Below are 21,790 nucleotides of genomic sequence, written 5' to 3'. Positions count from 1 at the left end.
GGCGTTCAGTCGAGGGGGACGGAGGAAGAGGAGGAGGCGGAGGCGGAGGAGGGGGAGGGCGAGAGGGAGAGGGAGAGGGAGAGGTGGGAGAGCTTGTCGGGGTTGGTGACGACGAAGATCCCGCACACCCGGTCGCCGTCCGGGGTGAGGTCGAGGACGAGGACCGCGTGGAGCCTCCCGCCGGCGAACAGCAGGGCCGACGGGTCGCCGTTGACGGTGCGATAGGCGATGTCGAGCCCGTTGCCGGACTGCGGGGCGGCCGCGGCGAGCAGCCGGGCGATCCGGTCCCGGCCCCGCATCGGCCGCAGGCCCGCCACCGCCCTGCCCTTGCCCCCGGCGTCACCCGTCAGGGTCACCTCCGGCGCCAGGACCTCCAGCAGCGCGTCGAGGTCCCCGCCGAGCGCCGCCGCGAGGAACCGCTCGGTCACCTGCTGCCGCACCTGAGGGGCGGGCTCGTAGCGCGGCCGCCGGGCGTGCACGTGCTCGCGGGCACGGTGCGCGAGCTGCCGGACCGCCGAGGGACTGCGGCCGAGGATCTCCGCGATCTCACCGTGCGGGTAACCGAACACCTCGTGCAGCACGAACACCCCGCGCTCCAGTGGCGTGAGCGTCTCCAGCACCACCAGCAGCGCCATGGACACCGCCTCGGCCCGCACGGCCGCATCGGCGCCATCGCCCGCCACGGGTTCTCCGGCGAGCGGATCGGCGCGCGGTCCGACGAGCGGCTCGGGCAGCCACGGCCCGACGTACGTCTCCCGCCTGCGGCTGATGGCCGCCTGCTGGGCGAGCGCCCGGTTCACCGCGATCCGCACCAGATAGGCCCGCGGATTCCCGACCGGATCCGCCCCCGGAGCTTCGCTCCTGGCGGCCCACGACACCCATGTCTCCTGCAACACGTCCTCGGTGTCGGCGACGCTGCCGAGCATGTTGTAGACGACGGAGAACAACAACTCGCGGTGTTCACCGAACACCTGGGTGACCGAATCAGCCTGTGCTCCGGCCGGAGGGTGGTACATCGGAGGACCTCCCGTAGTGGATGCGTTCCCCACTGAGAGGGTTCGGGCCGCCGGAGTGTGACATCCACCCCCGAACTGTGATCCACATCGCACGGCCCGTTCCGGGTGTGCCCCTCCGCCGGGTGACCGGTGCGGGGTCCCGTCGTTGGCCGTCGTAGGCGATCACACGTAACCGAGGCGGGATTGTGGGCGGACAGCAGACGAACGCGACCGGAGTCATGCACCTGGACGACGCGGAGGGCGTACGCGGGGCGGCCGAGGCGCTGGCCGAGGGGTGCGCGGTGGCCCACGGCTTCGGCAACTCCTACGCTCTGACCGCACGCGCCGACCGGGCTGTCGTGGAGCGGGTCAACCGTGTGAAGGGCCGCCCGGCCGAACAGGTCGGCAGTGTCACCACCGTCCGCGAGCACGTCCCCTCACTGTTCGACTGGACGCGGCTGCCCCCGCAGTTCCCGCGCAGGCAGTTCGAGGGCCTCGTGGAGGAACTTTTCGCCCTCGGCCCGTTCGGGTTCCGCGGCCCCGCCGCCGAGCACGTCCCCGCCCACCTCACGGCGGTCCAGGACGGTGTGGTCACCGTGCAGCTCATCGGCCCCGGCTACCGCTGTCCGTCCAACGCCTTCCTCGCCCAGGCGCTGGACCGTACCGGTGGTCGCTTCCTGTCCGTCACCTCGGTCAACCGCTCGCGGCGGCTGACCGGCGGCGGGCACGAACCGGCCCACTGGCGGGCCGAGGGCGTGATCGCCGACTTCGGCCATGAGCCGGCCGTCACGATCCTCGCCCACCGCGACGAGGCCGCCGCCCACCGCAGACACCCCCATCACGCCCTCATGCCGACCACGGTGCTGTCCTTCCACCACGCCGCCGGCCACGGGCGCTCGGGCCTGCCCGCCCTGACCCTCGAACGCCACGGCTCCCTCTCCGCACACCACACCCGATCCCTCGCCGCGAACCACGGCTTCGCCCTCGCCCCCCCGGGCCCGGAACGAACCGATCGCCCGCACGTACCAGGCTTGACCGCAGGACCGTGACAGCGGCCGACGAGCTCTCCCCCCACGACGAGACCGTCACGTCGTCCACGTCGTCCACGCCGTCCTCACCTCCGGCACCTTCGACCTGTTCGCGGAGGATGAAGGCGAATCGTGGCCGGGATCTGAAGTCGCCCCCTACCGTGGAGATCGAACTGCCGCGAGGGTGGCGGCGGAGGAGGGGACGTACGGGCATGCGCAGGGTTCCGCCGGAGATGTTCCGGTTCACCACGGGGGAGAAGTCCGACCTGAACGGGGCCGTCCTGGAGGCCTTCGGCGTGGCCGGCGAGTACCTGGAGACCACGCTAGGGCTCGACGGCGTACGCGAGCGGCTGCGCGCGGTGGGCTGGATCGCGGACATCGAGGACGAGGAGCTGCACGACGCGCTGAAGCGGCTGGTCGGGTGGGAACTCCTCGACGTGGTCCACAACCACGCCGAGAACTACCGCACCGCCGAGGAGTACGAGCGGCGCAACCTGCACTACTCGCTGACCCGCCGGGGCGAGGCCGCGCTGGCCGGAGTGCGGCACGCGCTGGAGGTGCTGGCCTCGACGGGGGCGCTGCAGACCGCGGTGCTGGAAGCGATCACCGACCGGCTCGACGAGCTGACCGTGCTGTCCGGTGAACCCGGCGCGGCCGACCGCCGGATCTTCAGCACCCTGCGGGAGCTGGAGGGCCATCTGGAGGCCCTGGTGGAGAACACCAAGGCCTTCAACGGTCAGTTGCAGCGACTTCTCCGCGCCGAGGGCGCGGACCTGGACGTGTTCCGTGAGGTGAAGGCCGCCACCGTCGCCTATCTCCAGGAGTTCCTGGTCAACCTCGACCGGCGCGGCGAGACGGTCGCCGCCGCGGTGGCCCGCGTGGAGGAGCGGGGCATCGCCGTGTTGCGCGAGCGGGCCCTGCGCGGCGCCGAACTGCCACCGGTGCCGGGGGAGGACCCCGCGGCCGGCTGGCTGGAGAGCCGACGGGCACGCTGGGCGGGCCTCCGGGCCTGGTTCCTGCCGGAGGACGGGGCGCGCCCCCGGATCGAGCAGCTGCACGACATCGCCCGGCGGGCCATCGTCTCCCTCCTTCAGGTCCTGGAGCGGATCAACGAGTCCCGCCGACGCTCCTCCAGCGCCGTGCAGGACTTCCGGGAGCTGGCGCGCTGGTTCGCGGCGGCTCCCGAGGAGGAGGACCTGCACCGGTTGTGGTCGGCGGCCTTCGGTCTCGGTCCGGCGCGCCACGCCCACCTCGCCCACCCCGACCCGGAGCTGATCCCCTCGTCCCGTTCCTGGTCGGAGACGCCGCCGGTGGAGGTGTCGGCGCTGCTGCGGACCAGCGGACGGACCGAACGCTTCACGCGTACGGGCAAAGTGCGGGACGTCGCGGCCGTGCGGGCCGCGCGCGCCGAGCGGGCCCGTGCGGAGCGGGCGGAGCTCGTGCGTGCCTGGCAGGCGCTGGAGACGGACGGCCCCGTGCGGCTCTCGTCCTTCGGCGCCCTGGATCCCGCGGTCTTCGACCGCCTGCTGGACCTGTTGGGCCGGGCCCTGGCCGCCCCGCCGGACGCGGGCGGTCTGCGGCGGGCCACGACCGGGGACGGCCGGGTGGAGGTCGCGCTGTCGCCGCCCCCCGACCCGCGTACCGCCGTACTGCGCACCGAGAAGGGGACGCTGGCGGGCCCGGACTACGTCGTCCACATCATGGCCGCGGGCGGGGCGGCGGCCTTCCCGGCCGGCCGGGCCGCGACGGGGCGGGAGGCGGCCGGATGAGCACGCTCGCCAACCAACTGGCCGCCGCGGAAAGGGAGGAGGTGGCCCGCGCCATCCGTCTCCTGCTGGCCCGCCCGCTGCTCACCGAGGCCTCCGACCCCACCGGTTTCGAACTCGTACGGCGTCGGCGCGACCCGCTGGCCCGGTGGTTCGACTACACCTGCGGCTGGAGCCTGGTCGTGGAGCCCCGCCGCGGGTACGCCCGCCTCACCAAGATCCGCGCGAACCCCGACGGCTCCCGCCCGGCGCGCAGAGCGCGGTCCGGCCGCGCCCCGTTCGACCGACGTCGGTACGTTCTGCTCTGCGTCACCGCGGCCGAACTGCTGTCGATGCCGATGACGACCATCGGCATGCTCGCCGACCGCGTCGTCCAGGCGACCGCGGCCGACCCGGCGCTGCCGGCGTTCGACCCGGTCCACCGGCCGGAACGGATGGCGTTCGTCGACGTCCTGAAGCTGCTGGAGTCGTACGACGTGCTGCGCGCCGTGGACGGGACGACCGAGGCGTACGTCGACTCGGCGGAGGCGAAGGTCCTGTTCCGGGTGGACAACACGCTGCTGATGCGGCTGCCGGCCGCGCCCGTCGGTGCCTCCCGGCTCGCCGTGTCCCAGGACGAGGTGCCCGCACGGTTCGAGGACCTCCTCACCGGCCTGGTGCGGGAGAAGCGCTACGGCGGCGCGGCCGTCGACGGGACCTCCGGCGAATGGGCCGGCGAGACCGCCGCCACGGACGCCCAGCGCAATCTGAAACTGCGCCACTCGGTGCTCCGCCGTCTCTTCGACGACCCCGTGCTGTACCGGGCCGACCTCGCCGAGGACGAGCTCGCGTACGTCACCTCCCTGACCGGCCGCCAGATCCTGCGCCGCTCGGTCGAACAGGCCGGCTTCCTCCTGGAGGAGCGGGCGGAGGGCTTCCTCCTCGTCGATCCGGACGGCATCGCCACGGATGTCCGCTTCCCCGACGACACCTCCACCGACCGAGTCGCCGCGCTGCTGCTCCTCGAACCGCTCTGCTCGGCTCCCGCAGGGATGCTGCCCGAGCAGCTGGCCGAGGCCGGAGCCGATCAGCTGCGCCGCTTCCCGGGCTGGGCCAAGGCGTACCAGTCCGAGGACGGTCCGGCACGGCTGGCCGACGACGCCGTACGCGTTCTGCTCGACGTCGGCCTGGTGGGCAGGGTGGGGGACCGCGTCGTCGCACGACCGGCCGCGTACCGCTACCGCTTGACGCAGACCACGACTCCGGGTCCGAGGAACGCCCAGGACGGCACCACGGCTTCGAACGGCGCCGCCATGGAAGGAGACATGCAGTGAGCGTGACGGAGTTCCCCCTTCAGCGACGGCCGGAGGAGACTCCACAGGCGCCGCCCGCGCGGGAGGCGGACGCCGTCCGCAGCCGCTGGCAGCCCCACCGTGCCGGCATCCTCAACGTCTGGCGCTACTACGACGAGACCTTCGCCTTCCACCAGGGCCGCCTGCTGTTGCGCGGCCAGAACGGCTCCGGCAAGTCCAAGGCGCTGGAGCTGTTGCTGCCCTTCCTCTTCGACGCCAGCCTCCGCCCCAACCGCCTCTCCACCTTCGGCGGTTCGGAACGCACCATGCACTGGAACCTGCTCGGTGCGGGAGCCTCCGGCAAGACGCGGGTGGGGTACGTGTGGATGGAGTTCCGCCGTGTCGGCGAGGACGGCGCCGAACAGTGGTTCGGCTGCGGTGCGCGCCTGCACGCGAGCGTGCACACCAGCACGGCACATGCCGAGTACTTCACCACGGGCTCCCGGATCGCCCACCCCGACGGCGTACCACTCGTCAACGAGGCGGGGCAGCCCCTGACCAAGGCCGCTCTCGCCGACGCCCTGCGCGACCGCGGTGAGGTGCACCCGTCGGCCACCGATTACCGCACCGCCGTCCGGCGCGCACTCTTCGCCGGCATGGCGGAGCAGCGGTACGAATCGCTGCTCTCCGCGCTGCTCCAGCTGCGGCAGCCCAAGCTGTCCGAACGGCTCGACCCGTCCCTGCTGTCCACCCTGCTGTCCCGCGCCCTGCCCCCGCTCGGCGAGGGAGAGATCACCGAACTCGCCGAGGGCTTCGAACGTCTGGACCGGCAGCGCGACCACCTCGACCGGCTCGACGCCGAGGTGAGGGCGGCCCAGACCGTCGCCTCCCGGCAACGCGCCTACGCCCGCCGGGTCCTGCGCGCCGGCGCGGCCGGACTGATCTCGGCGACCACCGACATGGACGAGCTGACCCGTGCCGCCCGCCTGAGCGCCGAGGAGCTCGACGAGGCGCTCGCGGAACGCGAAGCGACCCGGAGCCTGCGCGACGAACAGGAGCTGCGGGCCCACGCCCTGGACGAGGCCGTCGAGGGACTGCGCGAGAGCGACGCGTACCGGAAGGGGGAGGAACTCGACCGGCTCCGCCGCGACACCGCGGACCTGGCCGCGGCCGCCAGGGAGCGGGGTGCCATCGCCCGGTCCGCCGAGAGCGGGGCGCAGCAGGCGCGGGAACTCGCCGACGAGACCGCGGGGCACGCCCGCACCTTCGCGGAGCACGCGCGCGAAGCCGCGGACGAAGCACACCGGCCGGCGCGGGCCGCGGGAATGGAGTCCATCCACCACGAAGTGAGGACGATCCTCGAAGCGGAACCGGCGGAACCGGCGGAACCGGCGGAACCGGCGGAACCGGCGGAACCGGCGGAATCGGCGGAACCCCTCGCAGACGGCCGGGAGAACGGGACGGGCGGCCGACGCCCCGAGGGCCCCGGTGCCCTCGCGCGTATGGTGGGCCAGGACGCGGCCCGCCGGGCCCGCACACTGCTCAGGAGCGCGGTCACCGCCCGACGCGAGCAGGTCACCCGCATCACCGAGGCCGTCGGGGAACACGACCGCGCGGTACGCGACCGGGGCGCCGCCGAGGACCTGCTGGACGAGGCACGCACCAGGCTCGGGGAGGCGATCGTCCACCGGGACGCGACCGCCGGAGCCTGGGACGAGGCCGTCGCCGCGCAGGCGGAACGGCTGTGGACCTGGGCCACGGGCTGCACCGAACTGCGCCTCGCCGACCCCGGCGAACTGGCTGCCAGGGCGGCGGTCGAAGCGGACGCACGGGCGCTGGTCGATGCCGCCGCACGACCGCTGGACCAGGAGATCGCCACGGCGCGAGCCGGTGTCCAGGCCACCGGCCGGCGGCTGCGGGAAGAGCGGGGCGCGCTCGTGGAAGAGGCACGCCGGCTCAGCGGCGAGACCGACCTTCCGCCACCCGCTCCGCCCACCCGCACCACCGTCCGCACCATGGTGGCGGGAGCGCCGTTGTGGCGGCTGGTGGCCTTCCGGGAAGGCGTGCCGGTCACCGTCCAGGCCGCGGTGGAAGCGGCGCTGCAGGCCTCGGGCCTCCTGGACGCGTGGGTCAGCCCCTCGGACGGGATCACGCTGCCCGGCCACGACACCCGTGCCGAAGCCGCCCTGGCCGCGTCCGTCGCGGGGCCCAGCCTGCTCGACGTCCTGAGGCCCGAGGAGGACATCCCCGTACCGGCCGACGCCGTGGCCCGCATCCTCGCCGGGGTCGCGTACGGCACCACCCTGCCCGGCGGCCACCCCGCCGCCGTCTCCGCCGAGGGAGCCTGGCGCCTCGCGCCGGCCACCGGGACCTGGAGCAAGCCGGAACCCGCCTTCATCGGGGCGCTCGCCCGGCAGCGGACCCGGCAACGCAGGCTCGCCGAACTGGCCGGGCGCATCGAGGAGACGGACGCCGCCCTCGCAGCCCTCGACGACCGGCTGCACGAGCTCGACGCCCGTGCCGCCAGGCTGGAGGCCGACCGGGCCGCCCGGCCCGACCACCGGGAACTCGACGCCCGCCGACGGGACTGGGACCGGGCCGAGGACAGGGTGGCCGCCCGGGACGAGGTGGTACGCCACGCGACCACGCATCTCGCCCAGCGTGAGACCGGCGTGGCGGACGCGCTGCGCATGCTGAGCCGCCGGGCCGCCGAACACGGACTGCCCACCGACCGCGACCGGCTGCGGACCCTCTCCGGCGACATCGAGAGGTTCCGCGACCTGGCCGACGCCTGGGTCGACGCCCGTCTGACCGCGGCCACCGCCGCCGAGCGGGCCCGGCAGACGGCCGCGCAGGCGGACCGGTCCCTCCGCATCGCGGACGAGCGGGCCGCGGAAGCGGCCGCCGCCGGGACGAAGGCCGCCGGGACGGCGGCGCGCCTGGAGGCGGTGGAGGCGACCGTAGGCGAGGACTACCGGCAGATCGTCGCGCGCGTCACCGAGGCGCGCCTCGAACGGGACCGCTGCCGGAACGAGGCCCGGCGGGCGAACCGACTCCTCGTGGACCTGGAAGGTCGCATCGGCGAACTGAAGGCCACGAGCACCCAGGACGTCGAGCGACGGCAGAAGGCGGTCGCGGCCCGGGACGCGGCGGCGCACCGGTTCCGGCACCTGTGCCTGGTCGGCCTGGCCGAGGACGCCGGAACCGCACCGGACCTCGACGCCGGGGACGGTACCAAGGCCACCCTGGAGGCCGCCCGCGCCACCGCGGCCCAGTGGCCCGGCATCCCGCACGCCCCGCGCAACCTCGGCGATGCCGCCACCCGGCTCTCCGAAGCCGTGCACGAGGCCCGCGCACACCTCGGCATCCGCGCCGATCTGGCTCTGGAACCCGACGACGAGGTCCAGCTCTTCACCGCCACCCTGGACGGCGTACGCGTAGGGGCGGCCGGCCTGCTCACCACGCTCACCCAGGAGCGTGACCGTAGCCGCGAGGACATCAGCACGGCCGAGCGGCGGCTCTTCGACCAGATCCTCACCGGCGACATCCGCCGGCACCTCGCCGCCCGGATCCGCCGGGCCGGCCGGCTCGTGGAGGACATGAACGGGCACCTGGAGCGGGTCCGTACCGCCTCCAACGTGGCGGTCCAGCTCGTCTGGGACGTCCGTCCGGACCTCCCCGACAGCACCCGCACCGCCCGCCGGCTGCTCCTGAAGGACGCCGGCCGGGTGACCGAGTCCGACCGGGAGGCCCTGCACGCCTTCTTCCGCGCCCGCATCGAGGAGGCCAAGGGCAGCGACACGGCCGCGAGCTGGGAGGAGCACCTCGGCGAGGTGCTCGACTACACCGCCTGGCACCGTTTCACCGTCCGTATCGACCGGGCGGACGGAAACGGCTGGCAGCCGCTGACCAAGAGGCTGCACGGCGCGCTCTCCGGAGGGGAGAAGGCCATCGCCCTGCACCTGCCGCTGTTCGCCGCCGTAGCCGCCCACTACGAGGACGTACCCCTGGCACCCCGCCCGATCCTGCTCGACGAGGTCTTCGTCGGCGTCGACACCGTCAACCGCGGACAGGTCTTCGCCCTGCTCACCGCACTCGACCTGGACCTCGTGATCACTTCCGACCACGAGTGGGGCACCTACCGCGAGCTGCCCGGCATCGCCGTCCACCAGCTCCTCACCGACAGCGCCGACGCCGCCGTCACCAGCGCGCGCTTCGTCTGGAACGGCACCGGCATGGAGGCGGGATGACGACCCCGGACCCGAGGGCTGCCACGGAACCCCCTCCGGGTGAGGCCACCCTGGGCCGCCCCGAACTCCGCCCCCTCTGGCAGGCGGTCCACAGCCGGCTCTCCTCCGGCCGCCCCGTCACACGGGTCCGCCTCGGACCGCTGGACGAGACCCAGCGGGAGGCCCTCGCCGACCTCCTCGGCATGGACCGGCTGCCCGACACACGCCCCGGCATCACCCTGGCCCGCCTGGAGGAGGCCGTCACCGAACTCTCCGGCCGCACGGTACGGGAGCTCGTCACCTCGCTCGTCGGCCCGCTCGGCGACAGGGCCGGCGAACTGCGCCGCCGGGAAGACGAACGCGCCGAGTTGTGGACCTGGCTGACCGATCACGAGGTGGTACGGGCCCAGCCGGTGCTCGCCGACTGGGCCGCCTCCTGCCGCGCTGCCGGTCCGGTCGGTGGCTCGGCGGAACGCACCCGCACCCTGCTCACGGATGCGCTCGGAGTGCTCGCCGAATTGCCGGGCCGAGCAGAACCCCTGCCCGTCTTCGCCGCCAGGGTGCTGAACGGCCATGCGCACGCACTCGACGACGGCACACCCCTGTCCACACTCGTACTGCGCGCCCTGGCTGCCCTGTACGACACCGTTCCGCCACACTCCGCGGCCGAACGGCGCGCCCTGTGGAGCCGCGCGGGGGTCGCCGACGACGAGCTGTCCGGCACCGTCCTCGTCGCCGGGCTGCGCCCGTTCGGCGAAGGTCTGCTCGCCAGGGTGGCCGCAGCGTGCGCGGAGGCCGGTCAGGCCGCCAGTCTGACCCTCGCGCAGGTCAGGAACCCAGGTGAGTTCACCCTGTGCACGGCGCAGGCATCCGTCGTCCACGTCGTGGAGAACCCCAGCATCCTGGCCCTGGCCCTACGCCGCTTCGGTCCCTGCTGCCCGCCGCTCGTCTGCACGTCCGGCTGGCCGAACAGTGCCGCGATCCAGCTCCTGCGCACACTCGTGGACCACGGCGCTGCGCTGCGCTACCACGGTGACTTCGACGGCGAGGGCATCAGGATCGCCGCATACGTTCTGGACAAGACCTCGGCACGCCCCTGGCGCATGGCGGCAGCGGACTACCGTGACGCGGTCCTCCGCAACCCGAGCGGCCCTCCGGTCGGGCGGATCACCGAAGCGCCGTGGGACACGGAGTTGGCCGGGGCCATGGCCGCGCAGGGCACTGCCGTGGTCGAGGAACTGGTGGCCGAGGTGCTGTTGGACGACCTGGTCGGTCTGGCACATGGGCTCGGCGACGGCCACGCCCATGCTCTCGTCACGCACACCGTACCGGCCAAGAGCGGGGGAACCGTTCGCCGTCGTCTGGACGAGCCGTGATCCGCGGGTGGCGCAGGTCCTGGCCCGGGGGCTCGCTCAGCCTGTGCAGCCGGTCACGCTGCCGGGTGGGGCGCAGTTGTTCGGGCGGTTGCCCGTGACGCGGCTGCTGGTCAGTGTTACGGCGCCGAGGACGGCTTGGTTGAAGACGCCGCCGCCGTCGGCGCTCCCGCCGGAGGCCCTTGCGATGTTCGCCTTCACGTGACTGCGTTCCAGGGAGGTCGTGCTGTCGGCGCCGTTGAAGACACCGGCGCCCAGCGCGGTGCCGCCTGGTGCGTCGGCGGTGTTGCCGCTGACCGGAGTGCGGGTCAGCGTTGCCGTGCCACCGAGGGCATTGCGCAGGCCACCGCCTTCGACTGTGCCGTTGGATGCGCTGGCGCTGTTGTCGCGGACGGAAGCAGCCTTCAGCTTCAGCTCCGCCCGGTTGGTGATCCCGGCGCCTCCCACAATGCCCGCTGAGGAATCGACACGGTTCTCGTGCACGGAGCCGCCGCTCATGGTGAGGCTGCCTGCGTTGCCGATGCCGCCGCCCCGCGCGAACCCACCGCCCGTGTTGGTCGCCGTGTTGGCGCTGATCACTGTCCTGGTCACGGAGGCGGCGCCGAAGTTGTTCAGGCCGCCGCCGACCGCCTGCAGCCCCGTCGCGGTGGCAGTGTTGCGGGTGATGGTGCCGTGGTTCAAGGTGAGAGTGCCGAAGTTGCTCACCCCTGCGCCGATGGCTTGCCCAGAGCCGGTGTTGGTGGCGGTACTGCCGTCGATCCGGGTGTCGGTGAGCGTGGCCGTGCCTTCGTTGTGGATGCCGCCGCCGAGCACTGCGTCGCCGACGCTGCCGGCGGCGGTGTTGCCGGTCACGCGGCTGGCGCGCAGCGTGAGCGTACCTGCGTTGAGGATTCCACCCCCGCAGATCAGGTCGGGTGCGCTCGGGCAATCGGCGGGATCGGTGGTCCTTCCCCCAGCGATTGTGATTCTTTCCAGGGTGAGGTTGCCCTCCCCTGACACGGCGAGGATACGGAAGTCCGGCGTGGCGGCCCGCGGGTTTCGCTTGATGGTGCTTCCGTTGCCGTGGATGGTGATTTCGGTGGTGATCAACGGCAGGCCGTTGGCGTTGTCATTGCTGTCCGGGGTGGTGAGGGTGTACGTGCACTTGCGCGCCAGGCGGAGTGTGTCGGCGCCCGGTGAGCCGTTGGCCTTCTTGATCGCCTCGACGAGCGCCGGGACCGAGCATGGGAGGCGTTTTTCGGCGGCGTGGGCGAGCGGGGCAGGGAGCGCCGCCACGCAGCTGGCTGCCAGGCCGGCCGCGGCCAGGAGCCGGCCCGGATGCGGTCGCTGGAGACCGAGGACCGGACCCTTCGCTCGAAAGTTCTGCCAGGACATCAGGGGTTCCTCCTTCTGCCAGGAGACGTCCCGTCGGACGTGCTCCACACGGCAACCCCAGTCCGTCCTGCCGCAGACCGTCGACGAGGGGCACCGAAACCAGCCGACCACGTCTCCCGCGTGCAGCTCCCCTTGGGCTGCCCTGACGCCGCCGCATTCATCCGATGAGCGCACTCGGTGTCGGTGCCGACCTCGGCCGAGGTGGGGAATTACGTGATGGGGAAACCATCGATCGTGGGGAAATACGTGAACGCCCACAGGTGCGACGTGAGACCAGTCCACTGATGAGGACCAGCCCCATGCCGACGGCGACGGCGGTACCGCTCACCGTCGGACAGGGCGGCCTGACGAGGCCGGCGGGGTCGCGCGGTGGTGCCTCAGGAGGTGTGGTCGTTGTCCAGGCCGGCGAGCTTGTCCGGGTTGACCTGCAGGCGGAGGTTCTGCAGCTGTCCGTCGACCAGATCGAAGGACAGCGCGCCGACCGGGGTGTCCCCGACGGCGGCGAGGATGCCGAGCTCGCCGTTGATCTCGATGGCGCGCAGGGTGATGCCGTGGGACTCCGGCTTGGCGAGCACGCCGAGCAGCCAGCGGGCCACGGCCGAGGTGCCGTGCAGCGGGCGGCGGGCGGCGGTGACCTTGCCGCCGCCGTCGGACCAGGCGGTGACATCGGGGGCCAGCAGCTCCATCATGGCGTTCAGGTCACCGCCGGCGCAGGCCGCGAGGAAGCGCTCGGTGATCGCGTCACGCTGGGCGCGGTCCGTGTCGAAGCGAGGCCTTCGGGCCTGCACGTGGGAGCGCGCCCGGTGCGCGATCTGGCGGATCGTGGGCTCCGGGCGCTCCAGCACGTCGGCGAGTTCGGCGTGGCTGTAGCCGAAGACTTCGCGCAGTACGAAGACGGCGCGCTCGATCGGGCTGAGGCTTTCCATCACCACGAGCATTGCCATCGAGACGGTCTCGGCCATGTCTGTCTTCTCCGCGACGTCAGGGCCGGTCAGCACCGGCTCGGGCAGCCACGGTCCGACGTAGGACTCGCGGGTGGCCCGGGCGGAGGTGAGCCGGTTCAGCGACAGGTTGGTGACGGTGCGCACCAGGTACGCCTTGGGCTGCTGGACGGAGGCGTGGTCCGTACGGGACCAGCTGAGCCAGGCGTCCTGCAGGATGTCCTCGGCATCGGCGACACTGCCCAGCATCCGGTAGGCCGTGGCGAACAGCAGCCGCCGGTGTTCGAAGAAGGGGTCCTGGACGGGCGTGGAATCGATCATCGGATCAGGCTGCCGGAACGGCGAGCCGCCGGGCAAGCGCCTGCACTCCGGCCACGCTGCCGGTACAGCGGGGCTCCCAGCCGAGCTCGAACTTCGCCTTCGCGTTGGACAGACGGAGATTGGCCCCCATGATGCTGTGTGCAAGGGGGGCCGGCTTGAGCAGCCACAGCGGTACGGTCAGCGGCCGTGGCGCGCCGAACGCGGCGGCCACCGCCCGCAGATGCTCCCCGAAGCCGACCGGGGTGTCGTCGGCGATGTTGTACGCCTCTCCCGCCCGGCCCTTCTCCACCGCGAGAACAACGGCGCGGGCGGCGTCGTCCACGTCCACCCAGGAGAGCGCCCGCCCCTGGTCGGCCACGACCGGCACCTGACGTTTGCGCAGCATCGGCGCGAGATGGACATCGGTGGTGCCTTCACCGTAGAACAGGCCGTACCGCAGGCTGATCCCCTCGATGCCCTCGGTGGTGAAGGCCAACTCCTCCTTGGTGCGCACCGCCCCGACGTGCCGCTCCAGCCAGGGGTCGTTCTGGCGCGGGCCGAACGCCGTCCCGTGCTCGGTCAGCAGGCCGTCGCCGTGATCGCCGTAGCCATAGCCGAACATCATCGACTCCACCACGAACCGCCTGGCCCCGGTCTCCCGGGCGGCGTCCAGCAGATGGGCGGTGCCCTCGGTGCGCAGCGCGTTGGTGCCGGCCATGTCCTGGTGCCTCATCATGGACTTCCCGCTCAGCGCGGTGGCCGCGTGCACCACCACGTCGAAGGCCAGCCCGTCGACCGCCCGCAGCACCGTCTGCCTGTCCAGCAGGTCCGCGCGTACCGAACTTCCCGCTCCCCGGCCCAGGGTGGCCACCTCGTGCCCGGCCGCCGTCAGCGCCGACACCACCCGCTGTCCCAGGACACCGCTCGCACCCGCCAGCAGAACCCTCATGTCCGCACTCCCTCGGTCTCGTTCGGTCTCCGTGACGTCCAGAAGACAGACGGCCGGCGCGGAACGTGACACCCTCTCGGAGTGGGCTGGATCACAGCCGTCTCGGCCAACTCCGGACTCCTCGCGGAGGTGGATTGCGAGGTGTGGCCGGGTCCCCTCCGCGGCTCAGGCGCGAAGAGCGCCTTCCCCAAGGAGTCCCGGTACCCCATAGGGCAATCCATTAGCCAGTCCCGGCGCTTGAAAATCACATACAAACTGACGCAGACCACCCCCATCAAGCCAACCGCGAACGGGTAACCGAAGCGCCAGCTCAACTCGGGCATGGAGCCGAAGTTCATGCCGTAGATGGTTCCCACGAGTGTGGGTGCAAAGAGGATGGCGGCCCAGGAGGAGATCTTCTTGAAGTTGTCGCCCTTACGGCTCTGACCTGCGGAACCGCCAGCGCAGCCGGTCCGGCCTGCGGTGATCCGCCTTTCCGGCCCTTTCGCCGTGCTGCCCCTTTGTGTAGCCGATCCTCCCCAGCCGCTCCCCAACGGGCCTTCATTCTCCCCAGATTCTCCCCAGTCGCGGCTGCCCGGAAAGACGGATCACCGCTGGCCAGGAGTCCGATCCAAGTATCGAGATGGGCTACGCAACGTAGTGAAACTGAGTCGGAGCAGCGGTGGTGGTCGTGGTGGGCGGAGACGCCTCTCCGGCCCCAGACCGCGAGCGCCCACGCCTTCTCCCAGGACAGCCTCTTGTCAACTGCACTGACCATGCGCCATGCGTGGCGGTTCCCTTGGGTGCCCGCGCAGCCTGTGAGGCCGCCGGCTCATATGTCAGGTTACGTCCCGTTCGGTCACGCGTTTGCTCTTCGCGCTAGTCCCCGAGTCGAGGATATGGGCGGGGAGGCGATTGTCCATGTCCCTCTCCCATTGAGTTTCCCACTCTTTGAGTTTGCGCTGTCTCCACGAGAGACGGCCTCTGGGGTCGACCTCCAGTAGCTTGAGAGCCCTAGGACCACGCACGTCACCAGCCTCTGTCAGGACGCGGGCCGAGAGCTTCTGCAGCTTGAACGGACCTGTGTCGTCACTGGCCATGTGGGCGAGTATCTCGGTACCCCACTCCTCGCCGATCCCCGCAGCGGCACCTGCTGCGTACAGGGTGACGAGTCTGTCGGCCACCGCGCCGACTGCGATTTGCTTTAGGTAGAGCAGCCCACGCATATCCCCCATGTCGTGCAGAGCGGTTGCGGCCCATACCCGTACCAGGCCGTCGACTTCGGCGTTCGCGGCAATCGAGGCCAAGGATTCATGCGCCCAAGGAAACCCAGCTCGCGCCAACTGCGTGGCCACCATGCTCCGACCGCTGTCGTCAGCCCTCGGATCGCTCACGAATGCCTTCAGGCCTTGGGTTGCCGCCTCGACGATGACCTTCGGAAGGTCCGTACCCATCTGGGCCTGGTCCACGATGGACCGCCAGGCTAGGACACCGCCCCGGTCTGCCATGCGCCGGAATTCGGCTGCTGCGGTAGGTGCCCCACTGGATACGACCAGGTCGATCAGGAAGCCGACATAGGACGGCTTGTTGATCAAATCGTTCCACACCTTGCGCCCCCAGTGCCAAGGGCGGGCTGGCTTCCCGTCCAGCCATGCCTGGCCCAGTTCCGCTGCGATCGATAGCGGTCCGAGCCTGCCCCACGGCTTGGCGAGGTGACGGAGGAGCGTGGCTTCTGGGTCGGGGTCGTGCTGCGCTGCCAGGTACTCCAACAGGGTCTGGTGAAGGAATACGAAGTCGCCAGCCCGTTCGGTCAGTAGCCCGCTCCGCCGCAACGTCTCAGTAAGGAAGTCCCGCCACTCAGCTTCGGGAACAGCCTGTGGTCGCATGGCCTCCGGCTGTCCAGCGATTTGGTCAAGCACAGAGGCGTCGGTACCCCCAGCGAATGTGGCTGTGGCCAGTCGGCCGATGAGTACGGGAAGGTGGTCGAGTACCTGCTCGGCCTGGTTCATCGCCTCCACACCCCAGCGGGCAAGTGCCATGCCTGTCTGTTCCCTAATGCCGCCTGGTCCCTTGCTGTGTTGCCGCTTGTGTAATAGAGCGACGAAGCGGCGATAGATCTCGCCGCGGCAAAGAGTTTCGTCCCAGCCTTCGCCGGCCGCATGCAGTTGGCAGAGCATGGTTGCCATCAGAGGCACTCGGGCGAGCTCTGCAAGACCGGAACTCTCCAGTCCGGAGAGAAAAAGCTTGGAGGCCTGTCCGGGGTTGCGCACGCCGAGAGCGCGGAACCACTCGCGAGTAAATCTTGGTAGGTCCTTACTTTCGAAAGGCTGGAGTTCGAAACTGTGTACTTCGCTGCCCAGCTGGGCAAGCTCGCTCTTGACCAGTGGCCGGGTCGTGACGATGAAGCGGTACAGACTGTCCCCGCTCGGGCCGGGTGTGGCGTTCCGGAGCTTCCCTAGAACGCGCTTGCGAGCCTCAGGTTCTTGGATTTCATCGAGCCCGTCGACGAACACGTCCCAGTGGGCGCGCGGAGCCGGAGGCATCGCAAATAGCTCTGGGCTCAGGGCTACCGACAAACCGAAATCTGGAAGTTCGGCGTTGAGGTGCGTTGCGAGCGCCTCGGCCAGCGGCATTTCGCGGGCCAGGGCGGCGGCTGGCACCAGCACGGGGTACCTGCGGTTCTTCCTGGAATTACGCCGACGTCCCCGGGCCTTGCTGCGGTGTCGCCCCTGGTCCCCGCTGGCCGGACGCTCCTCTGCGACGGCCACGAGAAGGCGACGGAGCAGGCTGGTCTTCCCGCCACCAGGACCCGCGACCACGATGCGGTGGTCGTCTCCCTTCAGCAGCGTCTTGGCCGGTACAGACACAGATTGTCTGGCAGCTTGTGCAGCCGGAGCACGACGCTTACCCAGTGAAGCAGTGAACGGTCGGGCTTGCTGCCGTACGTACACTGCTGTCAATTCCGGCGGAATCACGCCGGGAATCACACCCGGATACGGGTGCTCGCGTGCTGCCCGAGCAGCAGCGGCAAGATAGGCACGCAGCTGCGTCCCGAGGTCGGGGAGCGATACGTCACCGCTGATTGTGACGGAGGAGGCGTAGCCGACGGCGATGCCGCCGTGCTGGGCCAGGGCTGACACAGTATTGGTCGAATGAGTCGCTGCTGTCGCAAACCCGACCTTCGTCGCCGAACCGGAGTGCCCCGCTACCGGTCCGGCCGCGGAGGGCCCGGGAGGTTCACTCCTCCGTTGATCACTGCAGCGGCGACGGAATTCTGATCGGCCCGGACTGAAACATCCCGGCCCGCTGCCACGCCACCCGGCCCGACGATGACCAAGGCGCTGACCTCGTGCGCATCAACATGCTCCAACAGTGCATGCAGTTCGGTCAGAGCCTGCTCGCGCTCTGGCTCGGGCAAGGACTCGAGCAGCGCGGTGATTCGATCACGCCACATGGACTCTTGCCCCTGCACCTCGGCCTCGTCAGCGTTCTGGAGGGCCGACACGGTCCGATCGAGACGGTCACTCATCTCGATCTCACGATGGCCGTTGCCCTGCCCGAACAGATTGATCAGCCGATTCCGTACTGTCTCCCAGGCGTCAGTACCGGCCGCCTGTACAACGCCGGCGCCTGCCGCAGCAGCCAACGCGGTCATTGCTTCTGGAAGCAACGTCGTTTCCCTTCACTCGATTGCCTGTCAGCATCTTGGCATTAGGTGCTGACAACCCCCCGTGGTTCCATGCGGCTTACAGCACTGTCAGTGTGGGGTGCCCGCTGGATGTGGCCCGGGGTCTGGTCGGGCAGCGAGTCGATGTCGTGCTGCCGAATCACCATGGACATCATGGAGCCGTCAAGGAGCCGTCAAGCCCGACCGCGCAGCCTGTGGCGGACTGTCAGAGAAGGCGCAATTGCCGGTCCTACACCTCGGTGGTCAGCTCTCCGTGGACGCCGTGCAACCAGGTCTGCTCAGCGGCCCGGCCCGGGGTGCGAACGGCAGGTGCGTGGGACCCTCACGGGCGCTGGCCGCGGTCCACAAAAGGTCGCGGATCTGCTCACCGTGAGCGTCCAGTACCCGGGCCACGACGAACACGTGCCCAAGAGCGAGAAGTATGGCGACGAGGTCCTCCTCTCCCATCACGAACTCCGCGAACAGGGGATGAGCGTCACGGATTCGGGCTTCGGAGTCTGCCCGGGACACTCCAAGGGACAGACAAATGGCCAACATATAGGTATCCCATTCGCCAGTGCGCGCGGCCAGCCACTTGTGCGGTTGTCTGTCTCCCCCTGCCCTACGCGCAGGTCAGCCCCAAGGGAGTGACCGGACAACAGTGACGGTCAGGTGGCGACAGCGAATACGTTCGTCGAGCCAGTGGACGACCTTGGGCCCATCCAGCACTTCTAGCAGCTCTCGGCAGCTTGCCACGCCACCCCTCAGAGGCTCGGCCACGATCAGGTGGTTGTCCACTGCTACTGGCCGATCACCTTGAATGAGAACGCCTGTTCCGCGAGCGCCTCCTTTGGCCCCTTGCCCTGGCCGGGACGTACGGCGTATGACCACGAAAGGGGGTTCAATCAAGCGCCCACCGAAGAGGCGCCTGCGCAGTGGCAGCCCAGTCTCACCTTGGCCCGGCAGTTCCTTCGCTGTGAGATAGGGAACCTCCGGCCCGTCGTGAGGGTCTCGGTTGTCGACGACGGGGCCGACGCCAACGCGGAAATGGTCACCTATGACGCTATCCGTGCTGACAGCGGACGGCGGCCACCAGGCGACCGCGCCAGAGTGGCCGCCCCTTGTCCGTACGGCGGAGAGCAGGAAAACGTCTACGTCGGTGTGGTTGTCGAAGAGGCCGTGCGGGCGGATCTCCTCCATCTTCAGATGCTCGGCCAACTGAACGCGCCAGGACTGGTATCGGCTTCCGCTGCGCAATACGTCGGGTAGGACGGCGAAGAGCCTCCCGCCCGGAGCCATTGCGGCCGACGCTTGAGCGGTGAACGTTGCCGCCAAGGACGTCCTGCCCGTCGACCATGTACATCCGGGGAGCGCCGCATCCATGCCGTAGGGGGGATTCAGGAGCAGTCGACCTCCGAAGCCACGGCCTTCGGCCGCTGCACGCAGCGCCTGTAGACCGTCGCCGACCTGCACCCGCGGGAAGGCGGTGCGCCACCGGCGTTCCACGAGTGCGGCGTCGGATCCGACAGCCCGGTGACGTTCCAGTACAGCCAGGACCAGCCGCATGCGCGCCACTGCCACAAAGGAATCGTGAAGGTCGTGGCCCCTGGCTCGGCGGTTCCACAGGGTGAGCGTCTCCGCCGGTGTCGCCCCTAGCGGGAACTGTGAAGTGCCGGCAATAAGCAGGTCGCCGGCACCGCAGGTGGGGTCCCAGATCATTGATGACCGTCCGGGGGCCGTGCCGCGCGCCAGCAGTTCTTCATACGACTGCCGGACCCCGCCGGTCGTGAAGAATGATCCCGTGGTACGGCGGTCAGCTCGCGAGACGATGCGTCGCAGTTGTGCCGACGCCTGGCCATTGAGGGCATGTTGGACGTCGTCCGCCACACGGCGCCAACGACCCAAGGCCACGTCGGTCACCAAGGACTCAAGCTGTCGTGCGTAGGTTGAGTAGGCAGCAATACTCACGTGTCCCCCTCCTGCTGATCCGGAAGGGATTACGTTCTGGATCAAAGACGCGAATTGGCAGAGGTGTCATTGTGCAGCAGGCTCAGAGGCGTTGGGAACAGATCACCAAATTCCGTCCCGCCAAGGCCCATCAGCCACTTCCTTCAGGCTGAACGTTGTCGGCAGCCTTGCGCGGGCCGGGGATGGGGAGTCGGCAGAGCGGGTTGGCCACGGAACCTCCGTCGACGAACGACCTATGGCTCTCCAGAGGCGGGTCGAAGTGCAGACCTGCCTCGATGAGTGCCACGGTCACGCTGCCCGCGCAGGCCCTGCCGGATTTGCGGCCTGCAGCTGGGAGCACTGCCAGGTGCCGATCGGTTACGAGCTGCTTCTCCTCATGGCAGTGCACGGATAGCTGCGTGCATGCAATGTGGGCGTCCGGTGCCGCCAGTCGCACGCCCGCCATAATCTCCCGATGCGGATTGGCAGGGCGGAGACCACCGCGGATGGAGAAGATGATCAGCCGAGGGGCCACCAGCTCCGTCAGCTCTTTGGCGAAGGACTGCGGATCGGCCTTGCCTGGGAGTCCTCCGTGGTGGGGGAAGACGAGAACTGGTGCCGACAGCTGATGGCCATTCTCCCGAATGTGTTTGAGTGCCACCGCATCCATGTCGGCCGCGAGGAGGACGGCTGGCTCTTCCTCGAGATGTACCCGGACCACGATGGACACAGTATTGGTGTCCAATTTGCCGAAGGTCGGGGAGGTGTCCGTTGGGCCTGTGCCGGCCATCAGGAAGCTGGGGTGGCAGACTTCGAGCCTCGCGCGGCCGCAAAACAGCGTTTGAGGCGTTTCCGTGTGCAGCATCTGGTGCCCCCCGAAGCCACCGCGCCTGTGACGAGTGTGAACGGCCCGGATTAACCGCTCCCAGATTCGGCTGCTCTTCCTCGCATCCGGGTTGAACCAGGCGGTTCCCACCGTGCGCAGCGGATCGAGCAGGATCTGCGGGCCGCCGCCAGCGTGGTCCTGGTCGGAGTGCGAGATGATCAGGTGCTCGATGTGCCTGCATTCGACACGATCCAGTTCGCGCTGGACGATGTCGCCAGGGGCCGCGTCGATTACGGCGCAGGTCGAACCATCTCGCACCACCGCGGAGTTTCCGTGCCCGACGTCCAGGATAGTGACAGCTAAGTCGCGTTCTGGCTGCGCGCTGGGCGGCAGTTCGGTGGGCGTGTTCGGGGTGTTCATGCAGTCAGCCACCCCTGCGGCAGATCGGGAGCGAGGATGATGTTGCGATAGAAGAGGTCAGAGGCCTCCTTTGCGTAGCAGTTCACCTCAGCCTCAAGCCAACGGCCAGGCAGCTCTTCCGGCCGGAGACCCGTGGCTGCCTCGATCGGGCGCAACGGCATCCAGACGGAAGAGTCGATCTTCCAGCCGACCACGACCACCTTCGCCTGGGGTTCCTCCCCCTCGGACCGCACGTCGAGGACTTCGATCGGAGTTGCGAAGGCGCGTCGTTCCCGCGCGAGGTTCCCCGCCAGCTCGTCTAGCGTGTATCGGAGCGCGTCCACCACCGCGTCGGAGGCGTCACTCTTGTCGACAACGCTCGGGATGCCCTCCCGCCAGCGTAAGATCGCTCCGTTCTGATCAGTGTTGACGTGGCTGCTGATGAGGACAGCGGGCAAAGGCCTACCCGCTCTCCGGTTGGCCTTGCACACCAGCTCCGCGCCCGTGAAGCGGGCGTTGCTACGGCCGCCGAGGATGTGGTCGCACACCACGGCGTCGTAGCGATCGCCGAGAGAAGCGAGAAATGCATCGGCATCTTGGCTCGGCGCGAACTCAGTGATCATCTCCGTGAGGAAGCCCGCGTCCTGAAGCGGATGCGTAATGCTGCTCGCGTCCATGGCGTCGTCGTCGATGACCACGACCGACGATCCCTCTGTCAGCGGACGTACGCTCACTCGTCCCCCCAG

The 21,790-nt window shown here is 69.9% G+C and carries 14 protein-coding genes and 1 pseudogene; 5 read left to right on the top strand and 10 right to left on the bottom strand.

All coding sequences use genetic code 11. The features are described from left to right. Positions 1-5 precede the first annotated feature (5 nt). On the bottom strand, positions 6-1,016 hold the full coding sequence (sigJ, locus tag AC067U_RS03280; RefSeq protein ID WP_478827872.1) for an RNA polymerase sigma factor SigJ: 1,011 nt from the start codon (positions 1,014-1,016) through the stop codon (positions 6-8). A 218-nt stretch (positions 1,017-1,234) separates the two neighbouring features. On the opposite strand from sigJ, the gene AC067U_RS03275 reads away from it, so the two are divergent. The 5 genes from AC067U_RS03275 to AC067U_RS03255 all read left to right on the top strand — a co-directional run bounded on the left by AC067U_RS03275 (position 1,235) and on the right by AC067U_RS03255 (position 10,665). Further along, positions 1,235-2,044 carry an L-threonylcarbamoyladenylate synthase gene (locus tag AC067U_RS03275; protein ID WP_478827871.1) on the top strand — a complete coding sequence of 270 codons (810 nt, stop codon included), beginning with the start codon at positions 1,235-1,237 and terminating at the stop codon, positions 2,042-2,044. A 191-nt stretch (positions 2,045-2,235) separates the two neighbouring features. Next, positions 2,236-3,792 (top strand): TIGR02677 family protein, encoded by a 1,557-nt coding sequence (locus AC067U_RS03270; protein ID WP_478827870.1) that lies wholly within the window; start codon positions 2,236-2,238, stop codon positions 3,790-3,792. Next, a complete protein-coding gene (locus AC067U_RS03265; RefSeq protein WP_478827869.1) occupies positions 3,789-5,102 on the top strand; it encodes a TIGR02678 family protein in 1,314 nt (437 codons plus the stop codon). Before AC067U_RS03270 ends, AC067U_RS03265 begins: the two co-directional genes overlap by 4 nt. Beyond that, positions 5,099-9,310: a TIGR02680 family protein gene (locus AC067U_RS03260; protein WP_478827868.1), complete on the top strand. Its 4,212-nt coding sequence runs from the start codon at positions 5,099-5,101 to the stop codon at positions 9,308-9,310. Before AC067U_RS03265 ends, AC067U_RS03260 begins: the two co-directional genes overlap by 4 nt. Further along, positions 9,307-10,665 carry a TIGR02679 family protein gene (locus AC067U_RS03255; protein WP_478827867.1) on the top strand — a complete coding sequence of 453 codons (1,359 nt, stop codon included), beginning with the start codon at positions 9,307-9,309 and terminating at the stop codon, positions 10,663-10,665. The genes AC067U_RS03260 and AC067U_RS03255 overlap by 4 nt, the downstream gene beginning before the upstream one ends. 36 nt (positions 10,666-10,701) lie before the next feature. Here AC067U_RS03255 and AC067U_RS03250 read toward each other — a convergent pair whose 3' ends face one another. The 9 genes and pseudogenes from AC067U_RS03250 to AC067U_RS03210 form a co-directional block, all read right to left on the bottom strand. After that, on the bottom strand, positions 10,702-12,036 hold the full coding sequence (locus AC067U_RS03250) for a hypothetical protein (protein WP_478827866.1): 1,335 nt from the start codon (positions 12,034-12,036) through the stop codon (positions 10,702-10,704). Positions 12,037-12,413: 377 nt separating this feature from the next. Then, positions 12,414-13,298, bottom strand: a complete 885-nt coding sequence (locus AC067U_RS03245; protein ID WP_478827865.1) for an RNA polymerase sigma-70 factor — start codon at positions 13,296-13,298, stop codon at positions 12,414-12,416. A gap of 4 nt (positions 13,299-13,302) precedes the next feature. Continuing rightward, entirely contained in the window at positions 13,303-14,226 is a 924-nt protein-coding gene (locus tag AC067U_RS03240; protein ID WP_478827864.1) for an NAD-dependent epimerase/dehydratase family protein, read from the bottom strand. Positions 14,227-14,447: 221 nt separating this feature from the next. Then, positions 14,448-14,642: pseudogene (locus tag AC067U_RS03235) on the bottom strand (CorA family divalent cation transporter); the annotation flags it as partial. Between the two features lie 402 nt (positions 14,643-15,044). Further along, positions 15,045-17,024, bottom strand: a complete 1,980-nt coding sequence (locus tag AC067U_RS03230) for an NACHT domain-containing protein (protein ID WP_478828275.1) — start codon at positions 17,022-17,024, stop codon at positions 15,045-15,047. A gap of 386 nt (positions 17,025-17,410) precedes the next feature. Further along, on the bottom strand, positions 17,411-17,860 hold the full coding sequence (locus tag AC067U_RS03225) for a hypothetical protein (RefSeq protein WP_478827863.1): 450 nt from the start codon (positions 17,858-17,860) through the stop codon (positions 17,411-17,413). Positions 17,861-18,505: 645 nt separating this feature from the next. Next, the gene (locus tag AC067U_RS03220; protein WP_478827862.1) at positions 18,506-19,840 is read right to left on the bottom strand and encodes a DNA methyltransferase family protein; all 1,335 of its coding nucleotides are present in this window, start codon (positions 19,838-19,840) and stop codon (positions 18,506-18,508) included. A 130-nt stretch (positions 19,841-19,970) separates the two neighbouring features. Then, positions 19,971-21,065: a ComEC/Rec2 family competence protein gene (locus AC067U_RS03215; RefSeq protein ID WP_478827861.1), complete on the bottom strand. Its 1,095-nt coding sequence runs from the start codon at positions 21,063-21,065 to the stop codon at positions 19,971-19,973. Further along, a complete protein-coding gene (locus tag AC067U_RS03210; RefSeq protein ID WP_478827860.1) occupies positions 21,062-21,742 on the bottom strand; it encodes a response regulator in 681 nt (226 codons plus the stop codon). Before AC067U_RS03210 ends, AC067U_RS03215 begins: the two co-directional genes overlap by 4 nt. Positions 21,743-21,790 lie beyond the last annotated feature (48 nt).

The sequence above is a fragment of the Streptomyces sp. NPDC043853 genome (assembly GCF_056436025.1).
Note: the sequence above shows the minus strand (reverse complement) of the source record. Positions and strands in the feature narration are given on the sequence as shown.

Bases quoted from the DNA above. Each gene is read 5' to 3' on its own strand.
- sigJ (WP_478827872.1), bottom strand. From the start codon at position 1,016: ATGTACCACCCTCCGGCCGGAGCACAGGCTGATTCGGTCACCCAGGTG.
- AC067U_RS03275 (WP_478827871.1), top strand. From the start codon at position 1,235: ATGCACCTGGACGACGCGGAGGGCGTACGCGGGGCGGCCGAGGCGCTG.
- AC067U_RS03270 (WP_478827870.1), top strand. From the start codon at position 2,236: ATGCGCAGGGTTCCGCCGGAGATGTTCCGGTTCACCACGGGGGAGAAG.
- AC067U_RS03265 (WP_478827869.1), top strand. From the start codon at position 3,789: ATGAGCACGCTCGCCAACCAACTGGCCGCCGCGGAAAGGGAGGAGGTG.
- AC067U_RS03255 (WP_478827867.1), top strand. From the start codon at position 9,307: ATGACGACCCCGGACCCGAGGGCTGCCACGGAACCCCCTCCGGGTGAG.
- AC067U_RS03250 (WP_478827866.1), bottom strand. From the start codon at position 12,036: ATGTCCTGGCAGAACTTTCGAGCGAAGGGTCCGGTCCTCGGTCTCCAG.
- AC067U_RS03245 (WP_478827865.1), bottom strand. From the start codon at position 13,298: ATGATCGATTCCACGCCCGTCCAGGACCCCTTCTTCGAACACCGGCGG.
- AC067U_RS03240 (WP_478827864.1), bottom strand. From the start codon at position 14,226: ATGAGGGTTCTGCTGGCGGGTGCGAGCGGTGTCCTGGGACAGCGGGTG.
- AC067U_RS03225 (WP_478827863.1), bottom strand. From the start codon at position 17,860: ATGACCGCGTTGGCTGCTGCGGCAGGCGCCGGCGTTGTACAGGCGGCC.
- AC067U_RS03215 (WP_478827861.1), bottom strand. From the start codon at position 21,065: ATGAACACCCCGAACACGCCCACCGAACTGCCGCCCAGCGCGCAGCCA.